Source organism: Priestia sp. ST2 (assembly GCF_055810735.1).
In genome coordinates this window covers 71,054-93,393 of the sequence record NZ_JBVVNT010000008.1, presented here as the reverse complement: position 1 = coordinate 93,393, position 22,340 = coordinate 71,054, and the positions used below count along the sequence as shown (strand labels likewise).

General features: G+C 38.2%; 18 protein-coding genes and 1 pseudogene. 2 read left to right on the top strand and 17 right to left on the bottom strand.

All coding sequences use genetic code 11. The annotated features are described in order from the left end of the window. Nucleotides 1-22 precede the first annotated feature (22 nt). The 13 genes from essA to AC0KUU_RS25920 form a co-directional block, all read right to left on the bottom strand. Entirely contained in the window at nucleotides 23-520 is a 498-nt protein-coding gene (gene essA / locus AC0KUU_RS25980) for a type VII secretion protein EssA (protein WP_043975714.1), read from the bottom strand. Then, a complete protein-coding gene (esaA, locus tag AC0KUU_RS25975) occupies nucleotides 498-3,689 on the bottom strand; it encodes a type VII secretion protein EsaA (protein WP_322551677.1) in 3,192 nt (1,063 codons plus the stop codon). The genes essA and esaA overlap by 23 nt, the downstream gene beginning before the upstream one ends. After that, nucleotides 3,686-8,164: a type VII secretion protein EssC gene (gene essC / locus AC0KUU_RS25970; protein WP_230184686.1), complete on the bottom strand. Its 4,479-nt coding sequence runs from the start codon at nucleotides 8,162-8,164 to the stop codon at nucleotides 3,686-3,688. The genes esaA and essC overlap by 4 nt, the downstream gene beginning before the upstream one ends. Nucleotides 8,165-8,176: 12 nt before the next feature. Then, complete coding sequence (gene essB / locus AC0KUU_RS25965) at nucleotides 8,177-9,481, bottom strand: type VII secretion protein EssB (RefSeq protein ID WP_230184685.1); 1,305 nt, start codon at nucleotides 9,479-9,481, stop codon at nucleotides 8,177-8,179. 14 nt (nucleotides 9,482-9,495) lie between these two features. Then, complete coding sequence (gene yukD, locus AC0KUU_RS25960) at nucleotides 9,496-9,735, bottom strand: ESX secretion system protein YukD (protein ID WP_013055106.1); 240 nt, start codon at nucleotides 9,733-9,735, stop codon at nucleotides 9,496-9,498. A gap of 93 nt (nucleotides 9,736-9,828) precedes the next feature. Then, nucleotides 9,829-10,122 (bottom strand): WXG100 family type VII secretion target, encoded by a 294-nt coding sequence (locus AC0KUU_RS25955; RefSeq protein WP_013055105.1) that lies wholly within the window; start codon nucleotides 10,120-10,122, stop codon nucleotides 9,829-9,831. Nucleotides 10,123-10,494: 372 nt separating this feature from the next. Beyond that, nucleotides 10,495-10,887, bottom strand: coding sequence for an SseB family protein (locus tag AC0KUU_RS25950; RefSeq protein ID WP_013055104.1), 393 nt, complete (start codon nucleotides 10,885-10,887; stop codon nucleotides 10,495-10,497). Nucleotides 10,888-10,948: 61 nt separating this feature from the next. After that, the gene (locus AC0KUU_RS25945) at nucleotides 10,949-11,548 is read right to left on the bottom strand and encodes a WXG100 family type VII secretion target (protein WP_043975725.1); all 600 of its coding nucleotides are present in this window, start codon (nucleotides 11,546-11,548) and stop codon (nucleotides 10,949-10,951) included. 109 nt (nucleotides 11,549-11,657) lie between these two features. Further along, nucleotides 11,658-11,975 (bottom strand): hypothetical protein, encoded by a 318-nt coding sequence (locus AC0KUU_RS25940; protein ID WP_013055102.1) that lies wholly within the window; start codon nucleotides 11,973-11,975, stop codon nucleotides 11,658-11,660. A 251-nt stretch (nucleotides 11,976-12,226) separates the two neighbouring features. After that, a complete protein-coding gene (locus tag AC0KUU_RS25935) occupies nucleotides 12,227-13,432 on the bottom strand; it encodes a DEAD/DEAH box helicase (protein WP_043975728.1) in 1,206 nt (401 codons plus the stop codon). 365 nt (nucleotides 13,433-13,797) lie between these two features. Continuing rightward, nucleotides 13,798-14,892 (bottom strand): ATP-binding protein, encoded by a 1,095-nt coding sequence (locus AC0KUU_RS25930; protein ID WP_280558985.1) that lies wholly within the window; start codon nucleotides 14,890-14,892, stop codon nucleotides 13,798-13,800. 293 nt (nucleotides 14,893-15,185) lie between these two features. Next, nucleotides 15,186-15,938 carry an STAS domain-containing protein gene (locus tag AC0KUU_RS25925; protein WP_043975732.1) on the bottom strand — a complete coding sequence of 251 codons (753 nt, stop codon included), beginning with the start codon at nucleotides 15,936-15,938 and terminating at the stop codon, nucleotides 15,186-15,188. A 236-nt stretch (nucleotides 15,939-16,174) separates the two neighbouring features. Next, on the bottom strand, nucleotides 16,175-16,789 hold the full coding sequence (locus AC0KUU_RS25920) for a cobalamin B12-binding domain-containing protein (RefSeq protein WP_473453791.1): 615 nt from the start codon (nucleotides 16,787-16,789) through the stop codon (nucleotides 16,175-16,177). A gap of 163 nt (nucleotides 16,790-16,952) precedes the next feature. Here AC0KUU_RS25920 and AC0KUU_RS25915 point away from each other — a divergent pair, with 163 nt between their 5' ends. Further along, complete coding sequence (locus AC0KUU_RS25915) at nucleotides 16,953-17,102, top strand: DUF952 domain-containing protein (protein WP_354002547.1); 150 nt, start codon at nucleotides 16,953-16,955, stop codon at nucleotides 17,100-17,102. 241 nt (nucleotides 17,103-17,343) lie between these two features. Here the strand turns inward: AC0KUU_RS25915 and AC0KUU_RS25910 are convergent. The 3 genes and pseudogenes from AC0KUU_RS25910 to corA all read right to left on the bottom strand — a co-directional run. After that, nucleotides 17,344-17,676, bottom strand: a pseudogene (locus AC0KUU_RS25910) (response regulator); the annotation flags it as partial. Continuing rightward, on the bottom strand, nucleotides 17,669-19,255 hold the full coding sequence (gene dcuS, locus AC0KUU_RS25905) for a DcuS/MalK family sensor histidine kinase (RefSeq protein WP_322552482.1): 1,587 nt from the start codon (nucleotides 19,253-19,255) through the stop codon (nucleotides 17,669-17,671). The gene dcuS and the pseudogene AC0KUU_RS25910, both read right to left, overlap by 8 nt. Before the next feature lie 154 nt (nucleotides 19,256-19,409). Next, nucleotides 19,410-20,375 (bottom strand): magnesium/cobalt transporter CorA, encoded by a 966-nt coding sequence (gene corA / locus AC0KUU_RS25900; protein WP_162215175.1) that lies wholly within the window; start codon nucleotides 20,373-20,375, stop codon nucleotides 19,410-19,412. Nucleotides 20,376-20,526: 151 nt separating this feature from the next. Between corA and AC0KUU_RS25895 the strand changes: the two genes are divergently transcribed. After that, nucleotides 20,527-20,982 carry a ferritin-like domain-containing protein gene (locus AC0KUU_RS25895; RefSeq protein WP_162215174.1) on the top strand — a complete coding sequence of 152 codons (456 nt, stop codon included), beginning with the start codon at nucleotides 20,527-20,529 and terminating at the stop codon, nucleotides 20,980-20,982. Between the two features lie 54 nt (nucleotides 20,983-21,036). Here the strand turns inward: AC0KUU_RS25895 and AC0KUU_RS25890 are convergent, their stop codons facing one another. After that, complete coding sequence (locus AC0KUU_RS25890; protein WP_322551675.1) at nucleotides 21,037-22,203, bottom strand: M20 family metallopeptidase; 1,167 nt, start codon at nucleotides 22,201-22,203, stop codon at nucleotides 21,037-21,039. Between the last annotated feature and the right edge of the window lie 137 nt (nucleotides 22,204-22,340).

The following is a 22,340-nucleotide window of genomic DNA, read 5'->3' as shown; positions in this document are numbered from 1 at the left end:
GTTGATTAACAGCGAGGTTTTTTCATTTTTTCACAGAAGGTTGAGGGCTAATGCGCGGTATTAAAACCGCAAATAATACAACAACCCCCACACCAATCAATAATAAATAAAACCATTGTAGGTCTGATGACTTTTCAGAAGCAGTTTGTTCTGTTCGATCTTTCTTGTAGGAAGTGTTTTTAGAAGAAAACAAGTTATATTCTTTTGCTTTCGCAGAAATCGTATTATCTTCAGCTGATGCGTTCGCAAAAAGACTTTCTTTTAAGCTCTCTTTCTCTACATCTTCCTCTTTTTCAAATGTAAGATCCTTTATTTCCTCCGGAATATTTCCTACTTCTTTTTTATTTTCTAGCAAAGATTCGGGGTCCAAGTTAATCGGATCATCCTTATATACATTTGGTTTAATCTCTTCAACGTTTCCGTCATCAGCTTCAGCCGCTGCTGCTATAGGGAAACAAAGAAGTGAAAAAATAAGAACAATACTTCCAATCTTCTTATTAAGCACTATAGGTTTCATCATTTTCAACCTCTTTAGTCGTCTTTAAAGCACGAATAATAGATGGCAGAACACTTAAAACGGCAGTCATTCCCAGTAATACAATAAGCGCCTGTCCAAACAGAGACTGCGTATCATATTGAATTGACATATATACTTTAGATACTGGATCTTCGTAATTAAAGTTTGGCATAGATAAGTTAAGAAGCGGGGTAATATAAAATAAAATCAACCCTACTGTCGTAACCCATCCAGCGAAGCTTCCTAATAAGAAAGCAATACGTACGAGTGTAGATGTAGCAAGCAATAAGACGATCGTAAAGATTGACCATTCCATTGCCCGGTCTCCCGATAACGAATAAATATTAAGGCTAAAGATACTTACCATTAACCCTACAATCAAATTCAATAACCCAAACAGCGTACCTTTCACAAGCATAGGTGCATGTCGGTAGTATTGACTGAAATAGCCAATTAGTAAGCTGCTGATTAAGATAATAACCAAAATGACAACTGGTGGAACCTCTTTTACTTTTTCAGCCGGCACTTCACCGCTTACTTGAAGAGGATTGGCTAAATAATGATAAACGTAATCATTATTCTGTCCATCTACTAATGTATTATTTAACAAACGGTATACCTGGCCGCGAACCAACTTCGTTGAATCCACGTTTTGGGCCCACTTGCTGTTAAGCGTGTCAGCTTTATCCTGGACTTCATTTACACGCTTCTGCAATTCATCTGTGTATGTGACAACATTTGCTTGTCTTTCACCTAAAGATGAAATGAGTTCGTTCATTCCCTTCAACTCTTGACCCATGCTTTGCTGCAGCGTCATTAAGCCCGTTACGTCCGGAGCTTCTTTCTTTTCTAATGCTTGATCTTCACCTGCGCTAGATTGAAGCTCTTGATTCATTGCATTTGCTTTTTCTTGAATAGCTGATAGCTCTTCCATAATAGATGCTTGTTCAGCATCAACTGTTTGTCCATATTGATCAGCAAAATCTTGCACTGAACTTTGGAACTGTGCTAACTCTTCTTTTGTTAGAGACAGGTTTTGTTGGATTTGCTTACGTGCATCTTGAGAAGAGACGGTACCAGCTAACGCCTGCTGCAAACTTCCTTTAATAGAGTCATTGTTAAGGACGCTGTTCTGTATGTCTGTATTTCCTACCTGAGCTAAAGTCAAATCATACTGCGATAAATCACCGTAGTACTTTAGCAGATCTTCTGCACTGCTGCTTTGAATCTTACCTGAGAATGTATTGCTCAACTTTTCCTTGCGAGAAGCTGAAAGGTTTGGAGAAGATAAAATTTTATCTTCTTTGTTTGTAATCATCGTAATGAGATTGTCTACATTCACACTACCTTTAGAAGGCTTTTTGCCGTCTTCTTTCAACTTTTCATTCTCTTTTTTTAATCGTTCATTTTCTTCTTGAAGCTTAGCAATTTGACTGCTCGACGACTTGGTCGCTTCTTCTAAGTCTTTCTCTGCTTTGTTTTTCTGTGCTGTCAAAGACTTAACGTCTGCTTCCAAACTGGCAATTTTCCGCTTCAGCTCATCCGTATTTTCTCCTGAAGCTTCCGGCTGAACTGTTACATTTTGCAGCTCATCTTTGACTGCTTGTACCTGTGTTTTCAGATTAGCCACTTTTTCAAGCGCACTTTTCACAGCATTGGATGTACCTGATGCATCCGATGTGTCCGATGTTTCAGGCGTTTCAGGCGTTTCAGGCGTTTCCGTTCCCTCAGATGTCTCAGGTGCTTCAGGTGCTTCAGGTGTTTCGTTCACCATTCCTTGGAGCTGCTGTTCTAAGTCTTCAAGGCCTTTTGATATATCATCAAGCTTTGCTGTTTGCTGAGATAAATCCACTTTAATTGGTTCTGACGTTCCTTCGCCTTGACCGGAATCTGGCTGAGTTCCATCATCTTCTCCAGGATCCGTTGGCGTCTCTCCACCTTGATTCGGATCTGGCTGAGTTCCGTCACCTTCCCCAGGGTCCGTTGGCGTCTCTCCGCCTTGATTCGGATCTGGCTGAGTTTCGCCGTCTTCTCCTGGATCCGTTGAGCCTCCGCCACCCTCATTTGATGAAGCTGTCTCTAGCTGCGCACGAAGCGGCTTTAGCTTACTTTCAATTTGATTTAGGGTTGTTTGCTCAGACTGCTGTTTATATGAACTGACTATTTGGCCGTTCAAATCTTGCAGAGCTTTTTCTTGTTCACTGACGTTATCCGCTTGTTGGTCTCCAAGTTCTCCGACGGCTTTTTGATTTTGATCCAACTGCTGTTGAATGGAAGATAAGCCACTAAACACTTGATTGGCCTGCTCATTAAAATTTTGCTTAGAGCTTGGCTGATTAGATTCAAGGGAAGACAGCCCTTCTTGAATCGCAGTGACGCTTTGAGCCTGCGTTTTTTCAAGCATTTGTTTCTGTGTTTCTTGATATGTTTGATATTGATTTACATATCCAATAAAGCTGTTTAAATTCTTTTCAACCTGTTCTACGTCGCCTTGTCTGTCACTCGAACCTTTTTCTGCTTTATTTACATTATCTTGGATTTGCTGAAGAATTTTCTTTTGATCATTTAATTCACCTGCTAAATCTTTTGAATTCGGTTTATAAAAAGCGACCATTGTTTTTTGAAAGGCGATTTCTTTATTTAGAATTTTATCGAACTGTCCTCGTACCTTATCCACTTCCTGTGATACATAACTCCAGTACAAAGAGGACATTTCATTATTAACCTTTGTAGTAGCATCTTCTAATTCCCCTACTACTTTTTCCTTATTAACTGCGTTAAGCTGACTTTGAACTTTGTATTCCAAAGTAGCTTTTTCTGGCTTTTTTTCCTGATACGATAAAATATTTTGTGAGAAGGTCGAGGGAATATAGATAACCGCATCATATTTTCCATTCTGTAAACCGCTTGTAGCTGCGCTTCGTCCAAGCACGGTCCATTGATAATCCGACCCCTCCTGTAAAAGAGGAGTCACTTTTTCTCCAAACTCTATCGCTTTTTCACTATTTTCTTTTACTCCATTATCTTCGTTAACCACCGCAATCGTTCTTGTTGAGTTTTCTGTGACTTGCAGTGGGTTGTCTCCAATATACTGGAAAAAGAAAGAAGGAAGAGCCAAAATTAAAACAACAGCTAATATGACTTTAAGTGTATACTTACGCTGTTCGGTCATGTTAAGATCTTCCTTTCACTTACACATAGCGGGATTTGAATTCTTGTTTCTTTTCCACTTTTAATATAATAACCGAAGCCAGGGTTAACGTCAGCTTCTTTTCGGTCATAAGGAAGTGTAAATAAGCTTTGCTCTGTTTTCTTCATCAACAGCACGGCTTGGCTAATTTGCTTCACTTCTGTTGTTAAGGCGTCAAATCCTTTTGAAAACTCATTGTTGTTCCCTGCAACAATCAAGTTAAAGCCCAGGTGACTGTAATTTTTCATCAATTTTGTAATACGATCCTGCAGGACGCTGTCTAAGTTTTGCTGGAATCGTACAAATCCATCTACTACAAGCATGATCGGGGAAAATGAAAGACTGTGTACCGTTCCTTCCTGCACTGCTTCCAAATACTTATTTTCACGTCGCTGCAATCGTTCTTCAGTTAAATCAAGCCAGTCGATAATCTGTTCTTTTGTTTCCATGTAAACAACTTGCTCTTCAGCTGCATAACTTGATAAACCGCGGTCAACCGAATCAAATAGTCCGATTTGCTTCACGCCTTGTTCAAGCGCTGTTTGCAGTATGACCTTCACTACATTTGTCTTTCCTTTTTGCGTCTGCCCCATGACGATGCAATGCTTATTTTTCTTAAAGTTCATATGCACCGGTCGAACAAACTCTTCATCTAATCCAAGAGGAATGACTCCTTTTTCCCTAATAACCCTTCTGTCCGTTATAAACTCGGCAAGTACAAGTTTTGATGACAGCATTGGTACAGGCTCCGGAACAATAGCATCAGCATATTGATTCTTTAATCGTTGAATGTGCAGCTTAACTGTATCAAAAATTTCAAAATCATCTTTTCCTTCCGCAGGTAAAAACAGCTGCGCAAAATAAGGTTGATCCGTTTTGATAATAGCCCGGCCTGGAATAGACTCTAGCGCATACGGCGTACGTCCTAAAATAGAATACGCTTCTGAATGATCCATTAAATAATGAACAACCTTCGTTTTCAAATTATTCATAAGCGACTGACGAATAGAATTCACCCGCGTCGCGGTAAAGATCATATAAATTCCTAAAGACTGACCGTCACGCACGAGCTGTGTGAACTGCATTTCTAGATCTTGCATTTCTTCTTTGACAAGATCAAAATTATCAATCGTGATAAAAATTAGAGGAAGCTCTTCTGAACTTAGAGCATTATACATTTTGATATTGCTAACTTCCCGCTGTTGAAATAACTGCTTTCGCCTTGCGATTTCTTGTTTGATAATCGTCATGAATTTTTCAATTTTACGCATTTGATCCATTAAGAAATAATCCGCCGTATGAGGCAGCTGACGAAGCGGCAGCAGCGTGCCGTTTCCAAAGTCAAAAATGTAATAATGAAGCTGCTCCGGGCTCTTTCTTTCAGCTAGACTAAGAAGCAACATCATGACTGTAAACGATTTACCGTATCCTGACGAACCAAATATACCAATGTTTCCATCGTCCATCAGCTGATAGTTATATACCGTTTGGCTTTGCTTTTCCGGTTCATCAATCAAGCCAATTGGGAATACGCCGTCTCGCTTCTCTTTGTACTCACTGCGAAGCAATCTTTCTTTAAGAGGCGGCAGCCATGGACTATTTAATTTTTTGATAGCTAGTTCCTGCTGCGTTTTTTCAATTTTTTGCACCACAACATCAATTTCTGCTTCCGCTTGTTTAGATGACGTCTGCTGAGTAGATACATCAGATAAAGGAATCAACCCGAGATCTGTGACAATGGCGACTTCATCTTCAGCCCCATACGTATCTTCCATGTACGGGGCACCGCTCCAAGCTGACTGAAACAGTTCATACACTTCATTATTTCCAACCTGCAGATAGCCTCGACCCGTCACCGTAATAGAAGCAGCGTCCGCATTTTTTAAGATTTCTTTACTGTCAGCGGCATCTTGGACTTTTAAAGCTACTTTAAAGCGTGCATTACTCCAAATTTGATCGTCAATAACACCGCCTGGCTTTTGCGTCGCTAAAATTAAATGAACGCCCAGACTACGTCCAATGCGCGCCGCGCTGACTAATTCCCGAATGAACTCTGGTTCTTCACTTTTTAACTCGGCAAATTCATCCGAGATTAAGAATAAATGAGGCAGAGGTTCTTCTGCCATACCTTGCTTATATAAATCTGTATAATCATTAATGTGATTGACTTCATATCTATCAAACAAGCGCTGGCGTCGCTTTAATTCACTTTTAATAGAAGCTAGGGCTCTTGTACTAAAATTCTTACTTCCTTCAATGTTTGTAATGGTTCCAAGCAGATGAGGCATGTTTTTAAACGGCTGAGCCATTCCTCCGCCCTTATAGTCAATCAATAAAAACGCGACTTCATGGGGGTGGAAATTCACCGCTAGAGAAAGAATGTACGTTTGTAAGAATTCACTTTTCCCTGACCCCGTCGTACCTGCAAGTAATCCATGAGGGCCGTGAGCTTTTTCATGAAGATTTAGTTCAACAATATCTTCTTTTCCTTTTAAACCAATGGGAACTGCTAGCGACTTAGCTGATTCATTGCTTTGCCACCTTTGCACGATATCCAACTCACCAATTTCTCTTGCTTTAAATAATTCTAAGAATGAAACGCTATTTGGAATTGAGTTGGTCATACCAACTTGGTGATCCAATGTCCGCAGCATCCTTGCAAATCTTTCATTATAATCAAGCGTGTGTTTATCAAGCTGAAATGGAATATTCACAGCTTTTTGCTTTTGAATTAATATATCCCCCTCGGATTCGTTAATATAACGGACGAGTGTATGAACATGCTCCGTTAAGCTTTCCTTTGTCTCTGCCCCAAATATCGCAGAAAACCCAAGGTGAGGGTGATATCCTTCTAAATACTCTAAGATAACGTGATCTGCAATTAACTGCTGATTCGTAATAATAAAAACAAAGTGAGGCAAGAAGACACCTTCTCCTTTTGCTTCATCTAAATCGCGTTCTCTCAGCATTTCATAAATAGAAGATAAAAGCTGATCTCTCGTTTGTTCATTATAGATGAAACCTTTCGCAAAAGAATGCGGAAGCTGAAAATGAGGAAGCCATTTCATCCATTCCCACTCTTTATATTCTTCTTCATCAAAAATGAATACGAATCTTACGTCATGATAACTGTGGGAAAATGCCAGCTGTCCTACAAGCTGATGCAGTTCATTCTTCACCGTTTTCATCTTTCCTACCAGACCGATAGAGCCTAAACCTAAATGAGCGGTAACAGGGGCATTTTTCACTTCTCGATAGACCTTTTCCATGTGCTGAGACTGCTCAAGCAAATCATCAATTTCTCGATTAGCCATATCTCCGCTATTCAAAGAAATTTGGTAGCTTCCCGGAACTGTTCCTGTTCCAAGGCGCACCTGTAAAAAATCACTGCTTTCTACAGTTCGTTCCCAAATTCGATCAGAAATCTGTTCTGTTAAATATTTCATGCGTTCAAACGTCGGAAAATGATAAGATAATACATCTCGTTGAACTGATACTAGTTCTTGTAATTCCTCGCGCTTGTTCTCTAAATACTTGGTATAAATTCGACGACGACGCTCCTGCCGCTTCTTGCGCTGTTTTTTATCTTTGAAATATTGAACGGTAGATACAATCAGCGTGGTCGTAAACATCATGACAGATATAATAATAAAAATTCCCCTAGGCTGAATAATCGAGACCGTACCCATGACTAAAAGCATGACTAATGGCGGTAAAATAGTAAGCCACAAGCTTCGGTTATTTTCATCATTGTCTTGAGATGGAAAGGACAAGCTCACCTTATCATTAGGCAAATCATATATCATGCGCGGTGTCCGTCTATAAACCGGGTACTTCTTTTTCATTTCAGAAATAGGCTGTGCCGTAGTTGGAAGCTTAGATGCATAATCATAGCAGCTTTGAATCTTCAGCAAATCTTTTTCGATCAATTGAATCGTCATAGAAGACCATAAAATGAGATCTCCGGGCTGAAGGTTCGTATTCTCTTCTAGTCGGTGTCCGTTAAGATAAAGCGGTTCTTGGTTATAAAAGACCTTCCACTTTCCATTTATCTTTGATAAGTAAAATCCTTCTTTTGGCTCTACTACACACTTTTCTTTCTGCTGATACACATCAGCTGTTTCATCACTTGTGGAAAACGAGACTTCTGAGCCGTAATCAATATAATAGACAGCTTCTTTAACAGCCGTGTCTGTAAGGACAAAGGTTAAAGCATGTCCTTGTTCTCGCCATACAAACGACTGAGAAACAGATAGCTCTGCTATCCTTTTTTCTCCGTAGGAAATCAAGAGCCGGCCGTTTTTTTCAGATGACAGCGTCATTTGCCCTTTCTCAAACGGATAGGAAAATGTAAAAGTTTGATGCTGAGTGTTTCCTACCGTTGCTTGGCGAAAGGTTTTAAAATCTACAGGCAGCTGCTGATACGTTTGCCCACTAACTACCCAAAGCATATTCATACAACTACCTCCCTACTTCGATTGATCTTCCTGCTGTTTTTTCTGCTCTTCTTGTTTCTTTTTCTCGGCTTCTGCAGCTTTCTGTTCTTCTTCCTGCTGCTTGGCCGCCTGTGCCTCCTCAGCTTGTTTCTCTTCTTGCTGCTTGGCTGCTTCCGCTTCTTGCTGATCATTTTCTTTCTTAAATTCTTCAAGTTCGTTCGCTACTTTATCAAGCTCCTCTTGCTTTTTATCAGCCGCTAAATCGTTGTCTGTCTTTAGCTGACCTTCGTATTTCATTAGTGCATAGATAATTAACGAACGTTCTTCTAACAACCTGCTGACTTCTAGCGCTTTTTTGTTGTCTCCTCGGCCAATGTAAAACCAATAGGCAAAATACTGAGGATCTGACTGAAGCGTAATAGTCTTTAAAGCATTTGCTTTTTGCTCCTCACCTAACTTTTCATTAACAAGATAGGAAGTTGCTATTTCGTACTGCACAATTTTAGGCATGCTTTCAATGTCATAATCTTCAAGTGTATCGACTACTTTGCTGTAGTTTTTTTCAAGAAAGTATTCGTTGCTTTCTACAAATGCTTCTTGTTTCGGCTGAGCAAAAAAATAAGAGTAAAAAGTATAAATAAGAGCTGGAATTAATAAGACAAGTATACCCACAGATGAAAACTTAAAAATGGTCCAGCGTTTTTGAGGAAGTTGAACAAGTGTCTTTTGATGCTTTTCAATTTGGGTTAGCTTATGCTGAACAAATTGACTCAACTCTTCCTCATTGCTGATATGCATTATTTTTTTAGCGTCTTCTTTTAATTGCAAGGTCTCATATAACTTAAAATACTGTTCAAATGTATGCGATGAGTCAACGGCTGCTGCTATCGTAGCCTTTAACTCTTGAAAACTTTGTTCCCCGTTAGACTCATAAGGAGGTAAACTTTCTTTCACTCCATAATGTAAAAAAGCCGGACTTAAACTTTTATCAAAAATGATATTCTCTGGACAAATCAACAAATGCAGCCTTGAAAAAGAATGCTGCTTTACCTGTTTGATAAGCTGATCTGCAAACAGCCACTTTTGCTGTTCTTCTCTTCCTCTTAATGCTGAAAAAGGTTGAAATTCAGAGGTAGGCTTAATTGTTATTTTAAGTTCATCATCGCTCATCATGATTTCTTTTTGAAAATTCGTGTTTACATCCTTTAACATTTCAATTTCAACAGAACGATTAAGTCGAATTTTTTCTTTTTGAAAAACAAATGTATATTCATTATTATGACGTGTCATTACAGCTTCGAGCTGTTCTTCTAAGTAAGTCGGTTTCTTCTCTGACATTCTAATAGACTCCTTTAGAGAATTTCGATACAATCACCTGTGGTAATTCCGCAGTTAATCATCGTCTCATTTCCCGAGAAAATAAGATTTTTATTTGAAACACGTATCCACGCACCGTCCTTTGGTGATTGAGTAATCTTTTTAGCTTGCCAAACGATCTCGACTACTTTTTTGAGTGAATGATAGTTTGATAGTCGCAAATCGAACCGATCACCTGTATAGTGCTTTAAGTCTACTGTTACTTCTATATACATAGGGTTTCATCACCTCAAAACATAGAAAAAGCGCCTTCATCTTTTGAGAATAGGGCGCTCCTTTTATTACTTCACTTAGATTATTAGATGAAGTTAACCGCGGATTTGGCTAGCGATTTGGTTATCTGTATCTTCAAGAACGTTTGCAGAGTCATCTAATTGCTTAGCAATCTTTGTAAGTAGGTTAGACATTTCAACGAAAGAAGGCTTTAATTCTTCGTATTGAGCAGCAAACGCTTCGCTTGAAGCACCTTCCCACATGTCTTGAAGTTGATTTTTCATTGTATCAAGACGACTTACTAATTCTTGAACTTGACCGCTTTCGTTAGTATAACGACCCGCCATGTCGCGAAGCTCTGCTGGTGTTACGCGAATAATTCCTGACATACATATCTCTCCTTCGGTTTATATATTTACTATTATTGTAAGAAACTCTAGTGATAAGGTCAAAGGTTACTTGCAAAAGCCTCCAAAAATGAGAATATGTATCTACAAATACCCCTAAAAAATGCAAATAAAACCTAAAAAACCAAGATTTTGTTCTCATTTAAACCTTTTCCATCTGATCTATAGGTACCTATTTAAAGGAAAATAAAAACTATAAGACTATTAAATTACATTTTTGTTCATTATCTATAAAACTATTTACTAGTAATAAAAAAGCAGCAGCCTATTTAAGGCCCTGCCTCTTTATATATCTTCTATTTATTTAAGATTCAGACATGTTTTGAAAAAGCACATGCGCTTTTTATTTTTTGGCTACTGCTTAAAATAATTTTGATCTTCTTTTAACATCCTTATTTCTTCGGGGATGAATAATTTTGAGAGAGGCGTGTCAGGGTTAAGTAATATCGCTATTTCTTCATTTAATACAGGCAGCATATCCTTAAATGATACGCATACGGTCTTTTCATCTTTCAGCATCTGTTCAATCGGATATTTTGACGAAAAAACAGGTAAATATCGGTACGCTGCGCTTTTCATCGTCTGAACGTAGTGCTCTGCAATCAATATATCTGATGCTCCATGCTCTGAACTAACAACTAGCCATAAATTGCTATTCATTAAAGTTTTATAAAATTGAGCAATTTTCTTATTATCTTTCATTGCTTCAATTAACGATTTTTCTAATAAGTTAAATGTATATTTCATTGCCGAGACAACCCTGTAAGGAACTGTACCATTTCACTTCCAGCGCCATCATATACTTCATTCATTCTCTCTTCACTTCCTCTGTGCTGTCACTAAACATAATGTTTGAAGGATTCATTTCCTGACTTAAAATGCCCAACCCCATTTGAATAACGCCATAAGTAAAAAATTCCGTTCGACTGCATGTAGAACCATTCACTACTTTTTCTTCCCAAGACATAGAAAGCGAATTCCACATAACATTAAGAGTACCTAAAGGTTTTTCAATCGTTCTATGCATATTGTCATACGTATTCCATTCTTTTAAGTTCTTTATGTCATTCCACGTATCTTGTGAATGGGTGCCCCCATCGCTCCACACGCTCGACCAAAACTCCGTCCAGCCTGAAGAGCCTTCTAGCTCTCCATCTGCTTTTCTCATTTGTTCTGCAGTGTCTTTTACTAATAAATGTGCGTTTTCCGTTAGCGAATCAAGTTTGCGAATCATATGCTGTAACTCTTCCTGCAAGTCCAGCACTTTATCAATATCTGCAACAGACAAGAAATGTAGATTTGTAGCTTCCCAGCTTAGTTTTTGAAGTGCATCAGCCGTCTGTGAATGAGAGTGCTGAATTCGCTCTGCAAACGTCTGCAGCACCTCTGGATTTACTTTTATCTCCATGTATGTCCGTCCCCCTATCTCTTGTAAGCCTTCAGTCATCATCCAAACATTTTTTAAGCCTATACGGAAAGACTCACTTTCTAAAGGAGTGAGTCGATAATGTTATTTATTACGCCGATGCTAACTCTCTTAATCGTGAAATTTCTAAGCGTAAAGTTTGAAACAATTCATCCCTTACGTCGTACAGATGAAAAGTAGATTGCGTAATATCATTATAAATATCCTCATATGAGCTCTTAGAACGCCCTGACCAATCTGACGCATATTGTTGGTGCGAATTTTGAAACAGATAGATACCCTCTTCAAGAAATTCCATGATACGTTGAACTTCATGTAAATATGATTCTAATTGATCTGCATCTCGACTATATTCTTTACTTTTTCTTCTTCGCTCTATGTCGTCAAAGAGATCATCAATTGCATCCATAAAATGTCCCCACGTCCTTCTTCCTCTTTTATTAGAAGTCTCTTAAAGTAATGTTAAAATAAGGTTACAAAAAACAAAATCCATCATTCAAACTATTTTCATACCTAGGAAAAAATATCTACATTTCTCTCTTTTTACTTATTTATACAGGTGAAATAGAGAAAATAAACAACGCCAGGCTGCTGTAATAAAGCAGTAGACGTTGCTTTTTAGGTTGTGACACTGCTGTTATAAAAGGAAGAATACCTAGTTTACATTCGACCTTTTTGTTTCTTTTTCTTGTTAAATGGCTTTTTTGAAGGTTTTTTAGCTGTACGGGACTGCTCTTTTGTTCCTTCATCCACTATTTCACCCATATAAAGCTCTTTTTTCACTAATGAAAGTTGAAGTTCACGTGCGATTTGTTTTAAATTTCGCTCTTCACGTTCAGTCACAAGAGAAATGACTGTACCTTCTGCTCCCGATCTGCCTGTTCTACCTGAGCGATGGACGTATTGATCTGCATCTTGAGGAACATCGATGTGAATTACATGCGTCAATCCCTTAATGTCTAATCCTCTAGCTGCGACATCCGTTGCTAATAAGACAGGGAAATCTCCTTTTCGAAACCCTTTAATCGTCGTAGCACGATCTTCTTTTTTCGTTTCACTGTGTAAAGAACCTGCTTCTACACGCTTAAATGTTAATTTTTCTTCAAACTCGATTAGAGTATCAATTCCTTTAAAAAAGGCTAAAGCTTTCATTTGTTCTTGACGAACTAGTTTTCTAAGCACGTCCACTTTATCTCTAGCTTCACTTTTGATGTATACATGCTCTACCTTCGAAGCCGGAAGTTCATCTCTTCCTACCTCTATTTCAAGAGGGTAGTTCATCATATCTTTCGCTAGCGATTTGGTACGTTCTGATACAGTAGCTGAGAAGACTAGGATTTGACGATCACTTAACGCCATTTTTACAATCTGTTGAACCGTTTGAACATGCTCAGGTACAAACAATTGATCCGCTTCATCAATCACAATTGTTTTGACTTCGTGCATCTTTAATTTCTTCATTTTAATTAGCTCGTTCAAACGTCCTGGGGTACCAACAATGATATTGGGACGTTTTTTAAGTTTTTCTAATTGCCGTTTCATATTTGCTCCGCCAATAAACGCAGCGCTTGAAATACCGCTTCCCTGCGACCAAGTTTGAATTTCACCGTGAATTTGCATAACCAATTCATGGGAAGATGCTAAAATAACAGCTTGAATATGAGATGGTCCCGGCTGAATGCGATGTAAGACAGGCAACAGATATGCCAGCGTCTTTCCTGTTCCCGTTGGGGATTCTCCTATTACATCTTTATTAGCTAAAATCTCTGAAATAGCTTTCGTTTGAATGGCAGTAGGCTCATTGAACCCTGCTTTTTTCCACGCCTCTTGTAAAAAAGGCTGTAAAGTCTCTATAAACTGACTCATATCTATCTCCTTTTCCATGCTTTTCTCGATATTATAAACGATTTTTTTCATTTCAATTAAACGAATGTATCAGTGGCCATGTGCGTTAATACTGACCTTAATTTCTATTTATAAATAAACCTTTCTTATCCCAAGGGACCCTGTCAATCCGTCAGTAGAAAAATCGGTTGTTACCTTAACTTTTCTACATCAATAAACATAGCTTCAACTATGATACACTATTGCTTCTATAGAAAACAATATGATCCTCTTTATTATGGACGAAAACTTGTATAAGAAGGAGGTTTTATGTCCTATATGGATTAAGATGCAAAGGGCTCAGCTGCTTACTTCCTCTTTTTCAAGAAAACAGCCGCCTCTCTGAGCTACGAGAGGCGGCTGTTTCGTTCTATAATTGGCATATCAATAATAACAGTTGTCCCTTTTCCTTTACCGCTTTTAAAATGCATGGTACCTTGATGACGCTCCATGATTTTGTAACATACGGCCAGCCCTAAGCCAGTGCCAGCTTCTTTTGTAGAATAAAACGGCGTTCCTACTTGTTCAATCCTCTCTTGACTCATTCCGATTCCATTGTCTTCAAAGTGAATCAATGCTCGTGTACCTTTTTCTTCAACTGTTATTGTAATATGACCTTTCTCCATAATAGCTTCTACACCGTTTTTGATCACGTTGATGAACACTTGTTTCAATTGATTTGCATCAGCCGAAACATAAATAGGCCTTTTGGCTGTTTCTTTCAATAAAATAGAAACATTATTTAAATTGGCCTGCGCTTCCATTAGCGTAATAACTTGTTTTAAAATCTCGCATAAATTGGTCTTTTCAAAAGATACATGCTGCTTTTTTCCAAGAATGAGCATTTCACTGGAGATTAAGTTGATGCGGTCGATTTCAGACATCATAATATCTAAATATGTGTCATTTGTTTCCTTAGAGGCTTGCATAACCTGTACAAAGCCTTTTAAAGAAGTAAGCGGGTTTCTAATTTCATGTGCGACGGCACCTGCCATTTGTCCAATAACGGACATTTTTTCCGAGGTTATCATAAGCTCTTCATCTTGACGGTATGTAGTAATATCACGTGCAATCATAAATACACCTACTACCTGCTTATGAACGATGATGGGAAGCAATGAACACCTAAGCAGCCGTCTTTCTCGCTTTCTATTGATCACATTCATTTCGAACTTAGCACCTTTTCCATTCAGCACTTCTTTAAAATACTCTTTACACATATCAAACTCTTCAGCTGCGATAAGAGCTGAAGGTTTCATTTTTCGTAATTCTTCACTGGAGTATCCAACGATTCCTTCACCTTCTGGATTAGCAAGAAGAACTTCACCCGTTTTACTTATTTCAAAAACGCCATCGGGATTATGTTTGAATAAAGATTGATAGTGCTGATTGCTCGTTTGAAGTTCGTGTTCTTTCACTACGAGCTCTTGCTGGGACTCCACTAGTTTATAAGCTCTCCTATATACCAACCCATACAAAATAATCCCCGTAGCTAAAATAAAAAGCCAACCTTTGTATTGTTGAAAAAAAATATATACTTCAAAACGACCTTGCGCTAATGTTCTAGATATATTATCAGATATCAAGATCCATACAGCGCCAATAATGATATATATAATTGAAATTCTTAAAGCTACTTTACGCGCGTGTTTCACCAAATTTTAATCACCTGTTTATCAATATTGATCCCCTGTCTTATTGTCTTTATATGAAGTGTTCACTTTTTGTAGCCATTTCATGCCGTTGTAAAAAATTGATGAATGGCCTGACCTAAGTTACTAATAGATTTTACATTTGCTTGAAAATGATACTGGTGAAGCCATTGACTATGATCGGGTGTCACACCTGTTAAATAAATCTGTACACCCATTAGCTGAAATTCCCATATTAAATGTTCTAGGGCTGCAACACCTCGTTCATCAATTTGACCTATTCCATTAAAGTCAATGATAACTCGATCAACCGTTTCCTCATCTATTTGTCTGAGCAGCCGATGTTCATTTTTCATGATGACTTCCTCAAATAAATCGCCAAACAGAGGTATAAGCACCATGTTGTTCGATAAATGAATAAACGGTCCCGACAGTTCTATAACTCGGTTCATTGCTTTTTCTAATCGTTCTTTTTGCAGCAGCAGTTCTAAGTCTGTTTCAGATAAACGCGCTGTATGTTGTTGGATTTTTTCTGAAAGAATTCTAATTTGAGAATCTTCCTCTACACATATCACATGCGCCTTATCTTGCTCCCATTTGCAATTCACGGTATAAAGAGACATCTTAGCTTTGTGCGAATGCATGACTAATTCTGTTTTTATTTTTTTCTTCTGCCCTAATCGTTTTCTAGCTTTGATCTGACTATCTTCGTCAACAATTTCTAAAAAATGTTGAACCTCTCCAAATAAAGCGGCTGCTTCATCAGATTGCGCTAGAATATTCATTTCCTCATCCATAATAAAAACAGGAAGCGGAGCATATTTAATAGTCGACAACCTTAATCCCCCTAATCGATTGATAATGAAAAAACTCTTTCAACTCCTCTAACTGTGCAATAAACCGAACTTGATTTGTTTGAGCAAGAGGAAACTTATAGCTTGAAACTACTCGACCTCCAACTAAAATAAGCGGCTGATGTTTTGTCTTTTGTAATCCTTCTATATATTCGTTTGCTTTTTCTATATGATGAGTTAAACTGAACGAGATTCCTACTAAATCAGGTTTCCATTGTTCAACAGTGTGCGTTGCATGTAAAAGCGGAGAATCTGCTCCTAAAANCAATAAACCGAACTTGATTTGTTTGAGCAAGAGGAAACTTATAGCTTGAAACTACTCGACCTCCAACTAAAATAAGCGGCTGATGTTTTGTCTTTTGTAGTCCTTCTATATATTCGTTTGCTTTTTCTATATGATGAGTTAAACTGAACGAGATTCCTACTAAATCAGGTTTCCATTGTTCAACAGTGTGCGTTGCATGTAAAAGCGGAGAATCTGCTCCTAAAAGTTTCGTCTGCCAGCCGTGCTCTTCAAAGAGAATGGAAATCATTTTTAAACCTAAAAAATGCTGTTCATTTTCTATACACAAAAACAGACCTTTTTTTTCATTTTTAATAACTTCTTTTTCTATACACAATTGATAGCGTGACAAAACATAGTCACAGGTAGTAGTAGCTAAATGTTCATCAGCCACTGAAATTTCATCTTCTTCCCACATCATACCGATTTGAGCCATCGACACTGAAATGAATTGCTGAAAAATATAAAATGTATCGAAACCCTGCTGTCTTTTTTCCCACACAATATTCCAAGCTTCATCTTGATTCCCTGATAACAGTAATTCAGTCAAGCGTTCTATGCTTTCAATCAAGAAACCACCTCTTTTTCAGTCAAACGACTTGTTTTTTCCTTTGTTATTATCAACCATACCACTTAACTCACCCGCACTCTACAGTAAAATATTCTCACACTGACAAAATAGCACCGGACGTCTCTAACAGGTCAATCTCTTTATTTTTCAAAGTCAACGAGGTAGTGATGCAGCAAGTGACGGTTTTGTTCATTGTATAAGTACGCATACACAGGTCGTCCTATTGTGCCGTAAGTCATTCTTTCCCCAAGAAGACCTATATCTGTTAGAAATTTTAAATATTTCCGAATAGATACTCTTGAAATTCCCGTTTTTTCAGCTACATCATCAGTCGAAAAAGGGTGATCTTTAAGATGCTCAATGGCTTCTACGATAACTTCTAATGTTCCTGTCGTTAAACCCTTAGGCAACGGCTCTACCCGAGCTTCTTTTATTTTTTTATTAGACAGCAGCCCGTCTAATTCCTGTTGGTTAAGCTGAGGTTGCTGTTTTAACGTACGAAATGTTTGTTTGTAAGCCGAAAGTGCTTGATAAAAGCGTTCAAATGTAAAAGGCTTAATCAAATAATCAATTGCTCCGTAGCGTAGAGCTTGCTGAATCGTTTGGGCATCCGAAGCAGCGGTGATAAAAATGACATCTATTTCCTCTTGTTTTGTTCGAATCTCTTGTAAAACTTTCAAACCATTTTGCCCAGGCATAAAGACATCAAGCAGCACTAAATCAACTTGATATTCATTTACCTTCACCAAGGCTTCATGACCCGAATGAGCAACAGCGACCACTGTAAACCCCTCTATCTCTTCAATGTACTTTTGATTAAACTGAGCAACCATTGGGTCATCTTCAACAATTAATACTTTAATCAACTTGATCTCTCCTTGTTTCGTACGGAATATCAATATAGAATGTGGTACCGCTATTTATAAATGAGTCAATGACGATTTGGCCACCTAGTTCATCAATCGTTTGCTTCACTAAATGCAGTCCAAACCCTCTGCTCGTGCCTTTTGTAGAAAAACCTTTCTTGAAAATCTGATTCATTGTATCGGAAGGAATGCCGCAGCCTGTATCCGTGACTTGAATCGTAAGTTTATTGTTTTTATAAACAAGCATAACGGACACTTTTTTAGAGGCTTGATGACAAACTGAATCAATTGCATTATCAATTAAATTTCCAATAATGGTAATGAGATGATGAGTAACGTGTGGATCTGAAGGTTCTGGAATAACTTCATGAGCGGAAAACGTCAGTTCTACACTTTCCTCTCTAGCATAACTCATTTTGCCCATGAGGAACCCTGCCAACGCATGATCTTTAATAGATTTAGTCACTGAACTAGATTCATCGACACGGTGATTAACAAGCTGATGAATATACGTTTTTAGCTCATCATAATAATTCATCTGCACCATTCCTAAAATCACATGAAGTTTATTCATAAATTCATGCGATTGTGCTCGAAGCGCTTCCACATACATTTTAACACCTGTTAGCTGTTCTGCTAAGATGTTAACTTCTGTTTTATCCCGAAACGTAGAAAGTGCCCCTACAATCTCTTCGTTTACTACTAGCGGAACCCTGTTAACCACAATGGCTACTCCATTTATGAATTGCTCTTCATCGTAATGAGATTCCCCCGTAGACAAAACGTCGTCCAGCCTGGAGGTGGGCATATATTCTCGAATAGACAAACCGATTGGCTCTGGCGCTAACCCTGCTTTAACAAATAAGCGGCGTGCAGAACGATTAGCAAGTGTAATATTACCTTCTTTATCAACAGCTATCACTCCTTCACGAACCGACTGCAGCATGGTACTTCTCTCTTCTAGAATTTTAGCAATTTCAGAAGGTTCCAAGCCAAATAAAATTTTCTTTATGTAATTCGCTAATAAAATAGCACCAAGAATGCCTACAAGTAAACCAATTAATGAACCTAAAACAATTCGACGATGCCCATCTCTAATTGCTTCATTTACATTATTCAAAGAAATCCCCACAGCTACTGCGCCAATTTGTTGATTTTTTTCATTATAAATAGGTGCAAAAGCGCGCAGAGATTTATCGAGCGTTCCTTTTGATACAGATACATAAGATTTCCCGTGCAATGATTTTTGCTCATCCCCTCCGGCAAACCTCTTTCCTATCTTTTTAGGATCTGGATGAGATTGCCGAATTCCATTCATATCCATAACAACGATAAACAAGACGCTTGATTTTTTACGAATTCGTTTAGTGAATTCTTGAATTGACTGAGGTGTTTTTGTCTCTAGTCCTTCTTTCACGTTCGTTGATTCTGAAATAATCGTAGCAATAGTCCGAGCTTTTTCAGCCTGTTGATCCCGAATATTTTTTCCAATTGAACTGCTAACTAATAAATCCGTTAACAATAGCGATAGAATCACCACCATGCATACAAGCAGCACCGTGATGCTTCGCAGACCCATTCTTCCGTGTTTCACATTCTTCCCTCGCTTCCCTGCTTTTCTTGTTTATAGCACAAGAAAAAGATCTTATCTAGAGTCAGATAAGATCTTCGCTTATTTAATTTCATTTTTACTGAGTTGATTAACATTTATACAGGAAGGTTAACAATCTACTTTATAGTTTCGGTCCTTTTCGATATTTAAACCATCCCATTTTATAAAAGGCAAAGACCATTACGCCTACAAGCCCAATCATAATGCCAAGTACAATAAAATAATTATATTTCCCCGTCAGTTCCGGCATATATGAAAAGTTCATGCCATAGAGGCCAGCAATAAACGTCAACGGTAAGAAAATAGCTGACATAAGCGTTAGCGTAAACATGATTGAATTCATACGATCCGAGTTAATGGACATAAAGCTTTCTCGAATATCATTTGACAAATCCCTGCTTGCTTGCATAATTTCAATCATATTTAATAAGTGGTCATAAATGTCATTAAAATAGCGAACCTGCTCTTTTGCTTTTAACGCATTGGTTGACATAATACGATACATTAAATCTCTCATGGGGTTTAAAATGCGGCGCATTCGTGACAAATCACTTCGGATGTCATAAAGCTGCCTCATTAATTCATCCATAGGTTCGTCTTTTGCATTGTCTTCAATATCGTCTATGTGATCTTCAAATTTATAAAGCACGGGGAAGTATTCGTCAACGGTATGATCTAAAAGTTCATACATGATATCCCATGTTCCATCTTCGGTAGCCTCAGGGTCTTTTTTAATAAGCTCCCAAACCCTAGCCACGCTCGTTAGCTTATCCATATGGTAAGTGACTAAAAAGTTATCCCCTACAAACGCAGATACTTCTAAGTGCTCAAGCTCTTCTTTATGAAGGGCATAATAGACTAAAAAATAATGCTCATCATACAACTCAAATTTAGCGCGCTGACCTTGATTTAAACAGTCCTCAACTGCTAAAGGATGAAAATTAAATTGTTCAAGCTGCTTTTTTTCTTCCTCGGTGGGATTGTAAAAATCAACCCAATACCATTGAAACTCATGGCTTGAACGAATCTCATTCATTTCTATTTCTTTAATAGCTCCTTCTTTGGTTTTAGCTACAATTTTAATCATAAGATAACCTCTGTCTTTTTTGATACTATTCTCTGCACATACCCTTTTTACCATTTTGTTAAACTTTTTTCTTTTAATGTACGTCTTTTCTCGTCTATACATACGATGATGGTGACGACAAGAGAACAAAACGGTGAGGAGGTATATCCATATGTATGAGTTTTACTCCCGGCACGAAGAATATTGGGAAGATGATACAAGGCTAGACGAACAGCTTCTAAGAGATATAAACAAAGCTGTAAACGACGAGTTTTCCGCTATTCACTACTATACACGCTTAGCAGAACTGGCTCCTAATAATCAGGTTCAACAAGCTATATTAGGTATTCGGCAGGATGAAATTAAACACTTTGACTGGTTTTCTAAAGCCTATTATGATTTATCAGGCAGCTACCCACAAATTTCATTAAACATAAAACTGCCAAATACTTTTCAAGAAGGGGTCTCTGAATCCATTAAAGATGAAGTAGAAACCGTTCCATTTTATCAATCAATCGCTAGAAGAATCACCAATGCTCGAATTCAAAGCCGCATTGTTCGAGCTGCGAGCGATGAACAGCGCCACGGTCAAATTTTCCGAACCATTCAGTCCCGCTTCTCATACTAAATAATACGCTTGCAGTCGCAAGCGTATTATTTGGTATGGTTTTATCATTACCTCTTACTTTGTAGCATTAAATTCTTCTTTGATTTTTTGGAGCAGCGTTTGATTTGTTAATACGTCATACCCTGTTAATGCCATTGTTTGTGCCCCGAGTATCATTGCTTCTCTTCCTTGCTCACTTAAAGCTGCTTCTCTAAATTCGTGCGTATGACAAACAAAATAATCATCACAAATTTGAATATACGGATGAATAGCCGGAACAACCTGACTTACATTCCCCATATCTAAAGATCCATGATCGCCTTGGTCTTCCGTAATGCTTTGTTCGCTCACGCCTAATGAGATGAGATTATTTGTATAGACATCGGATAATGTTTGATTCGTTTGCATATCATCATAAGAAAACTCATAGTTTGAGATTTTTAATTTTGTTCCCGTGGCTAGAGCAGCGCCGTTGGCACATGCCTTCACCTTCTCTGTCACTTCATCTACATATGCACGGGTTGAAGCGCGGACATAAAATTGTGCTACTGCATAATCCGGTACAACGTTGGCCGCCTTGCCTCCCTCTGTAATCACTCCATGAATGCGTACATCCGGCTTCACATGCTGGCGAAGCGCATTAATGCTGTTGAACGTTTGTAATACGCCGTCTAACGCGTTGATTCCTTCATGAGGAGCAGCAGCTGCGTGCGCGGATTTTCCGAAGAACTCAAACTGAATGGCATCCATTGCAAGAGAACGTCCACTTTTTTGGTGACAGTAATAAGGATGTACCATCATAGCTACGTCTAAATGATTAAAAATGCCTTGCTTGGCCATCGTTACTTTGCCGCCTCGTGTTTCCTCTGCAGGCGTTCCATATACGTATACTTTACCGCCTGTTTCTGCAACTGCTTTACTAAGACCAATACCAGCTGCAATCGACATGGTTCCAATTAAGTTATGGCCGCATGCATGTCCGAGATCCGGCAAAGCATCGTACTCAGCCATAAACCCAATCGACGGACCTGGCTTTTGACTGTCATAAACAGCAGTAAAAGCCGTTGGCAAGTCACATGTACCAATTTCAACTGTGAACCCTTGTTCTTTTAAAACATCCGTTAATGCTTTGCACGCTTTGAATTCTTCGTGGCCAAGCTCAGGGTTTTGCCCAATATATTTGCTTATATTATAAAATGTATCCTGTAAGTTATTAATTGCTTCATTTATTAATTGTTTCATTAGTCGTACTCCTCTTTTAAATATTTAAACAAATTATAGTATATTTATTCGTTTTTTAAAAGCTAGTTTTTAAGACATGTTTTCCTATCACCTTAATATGCCTTATAATTAAACTACTAACTGTTTTAAAGAAGGTA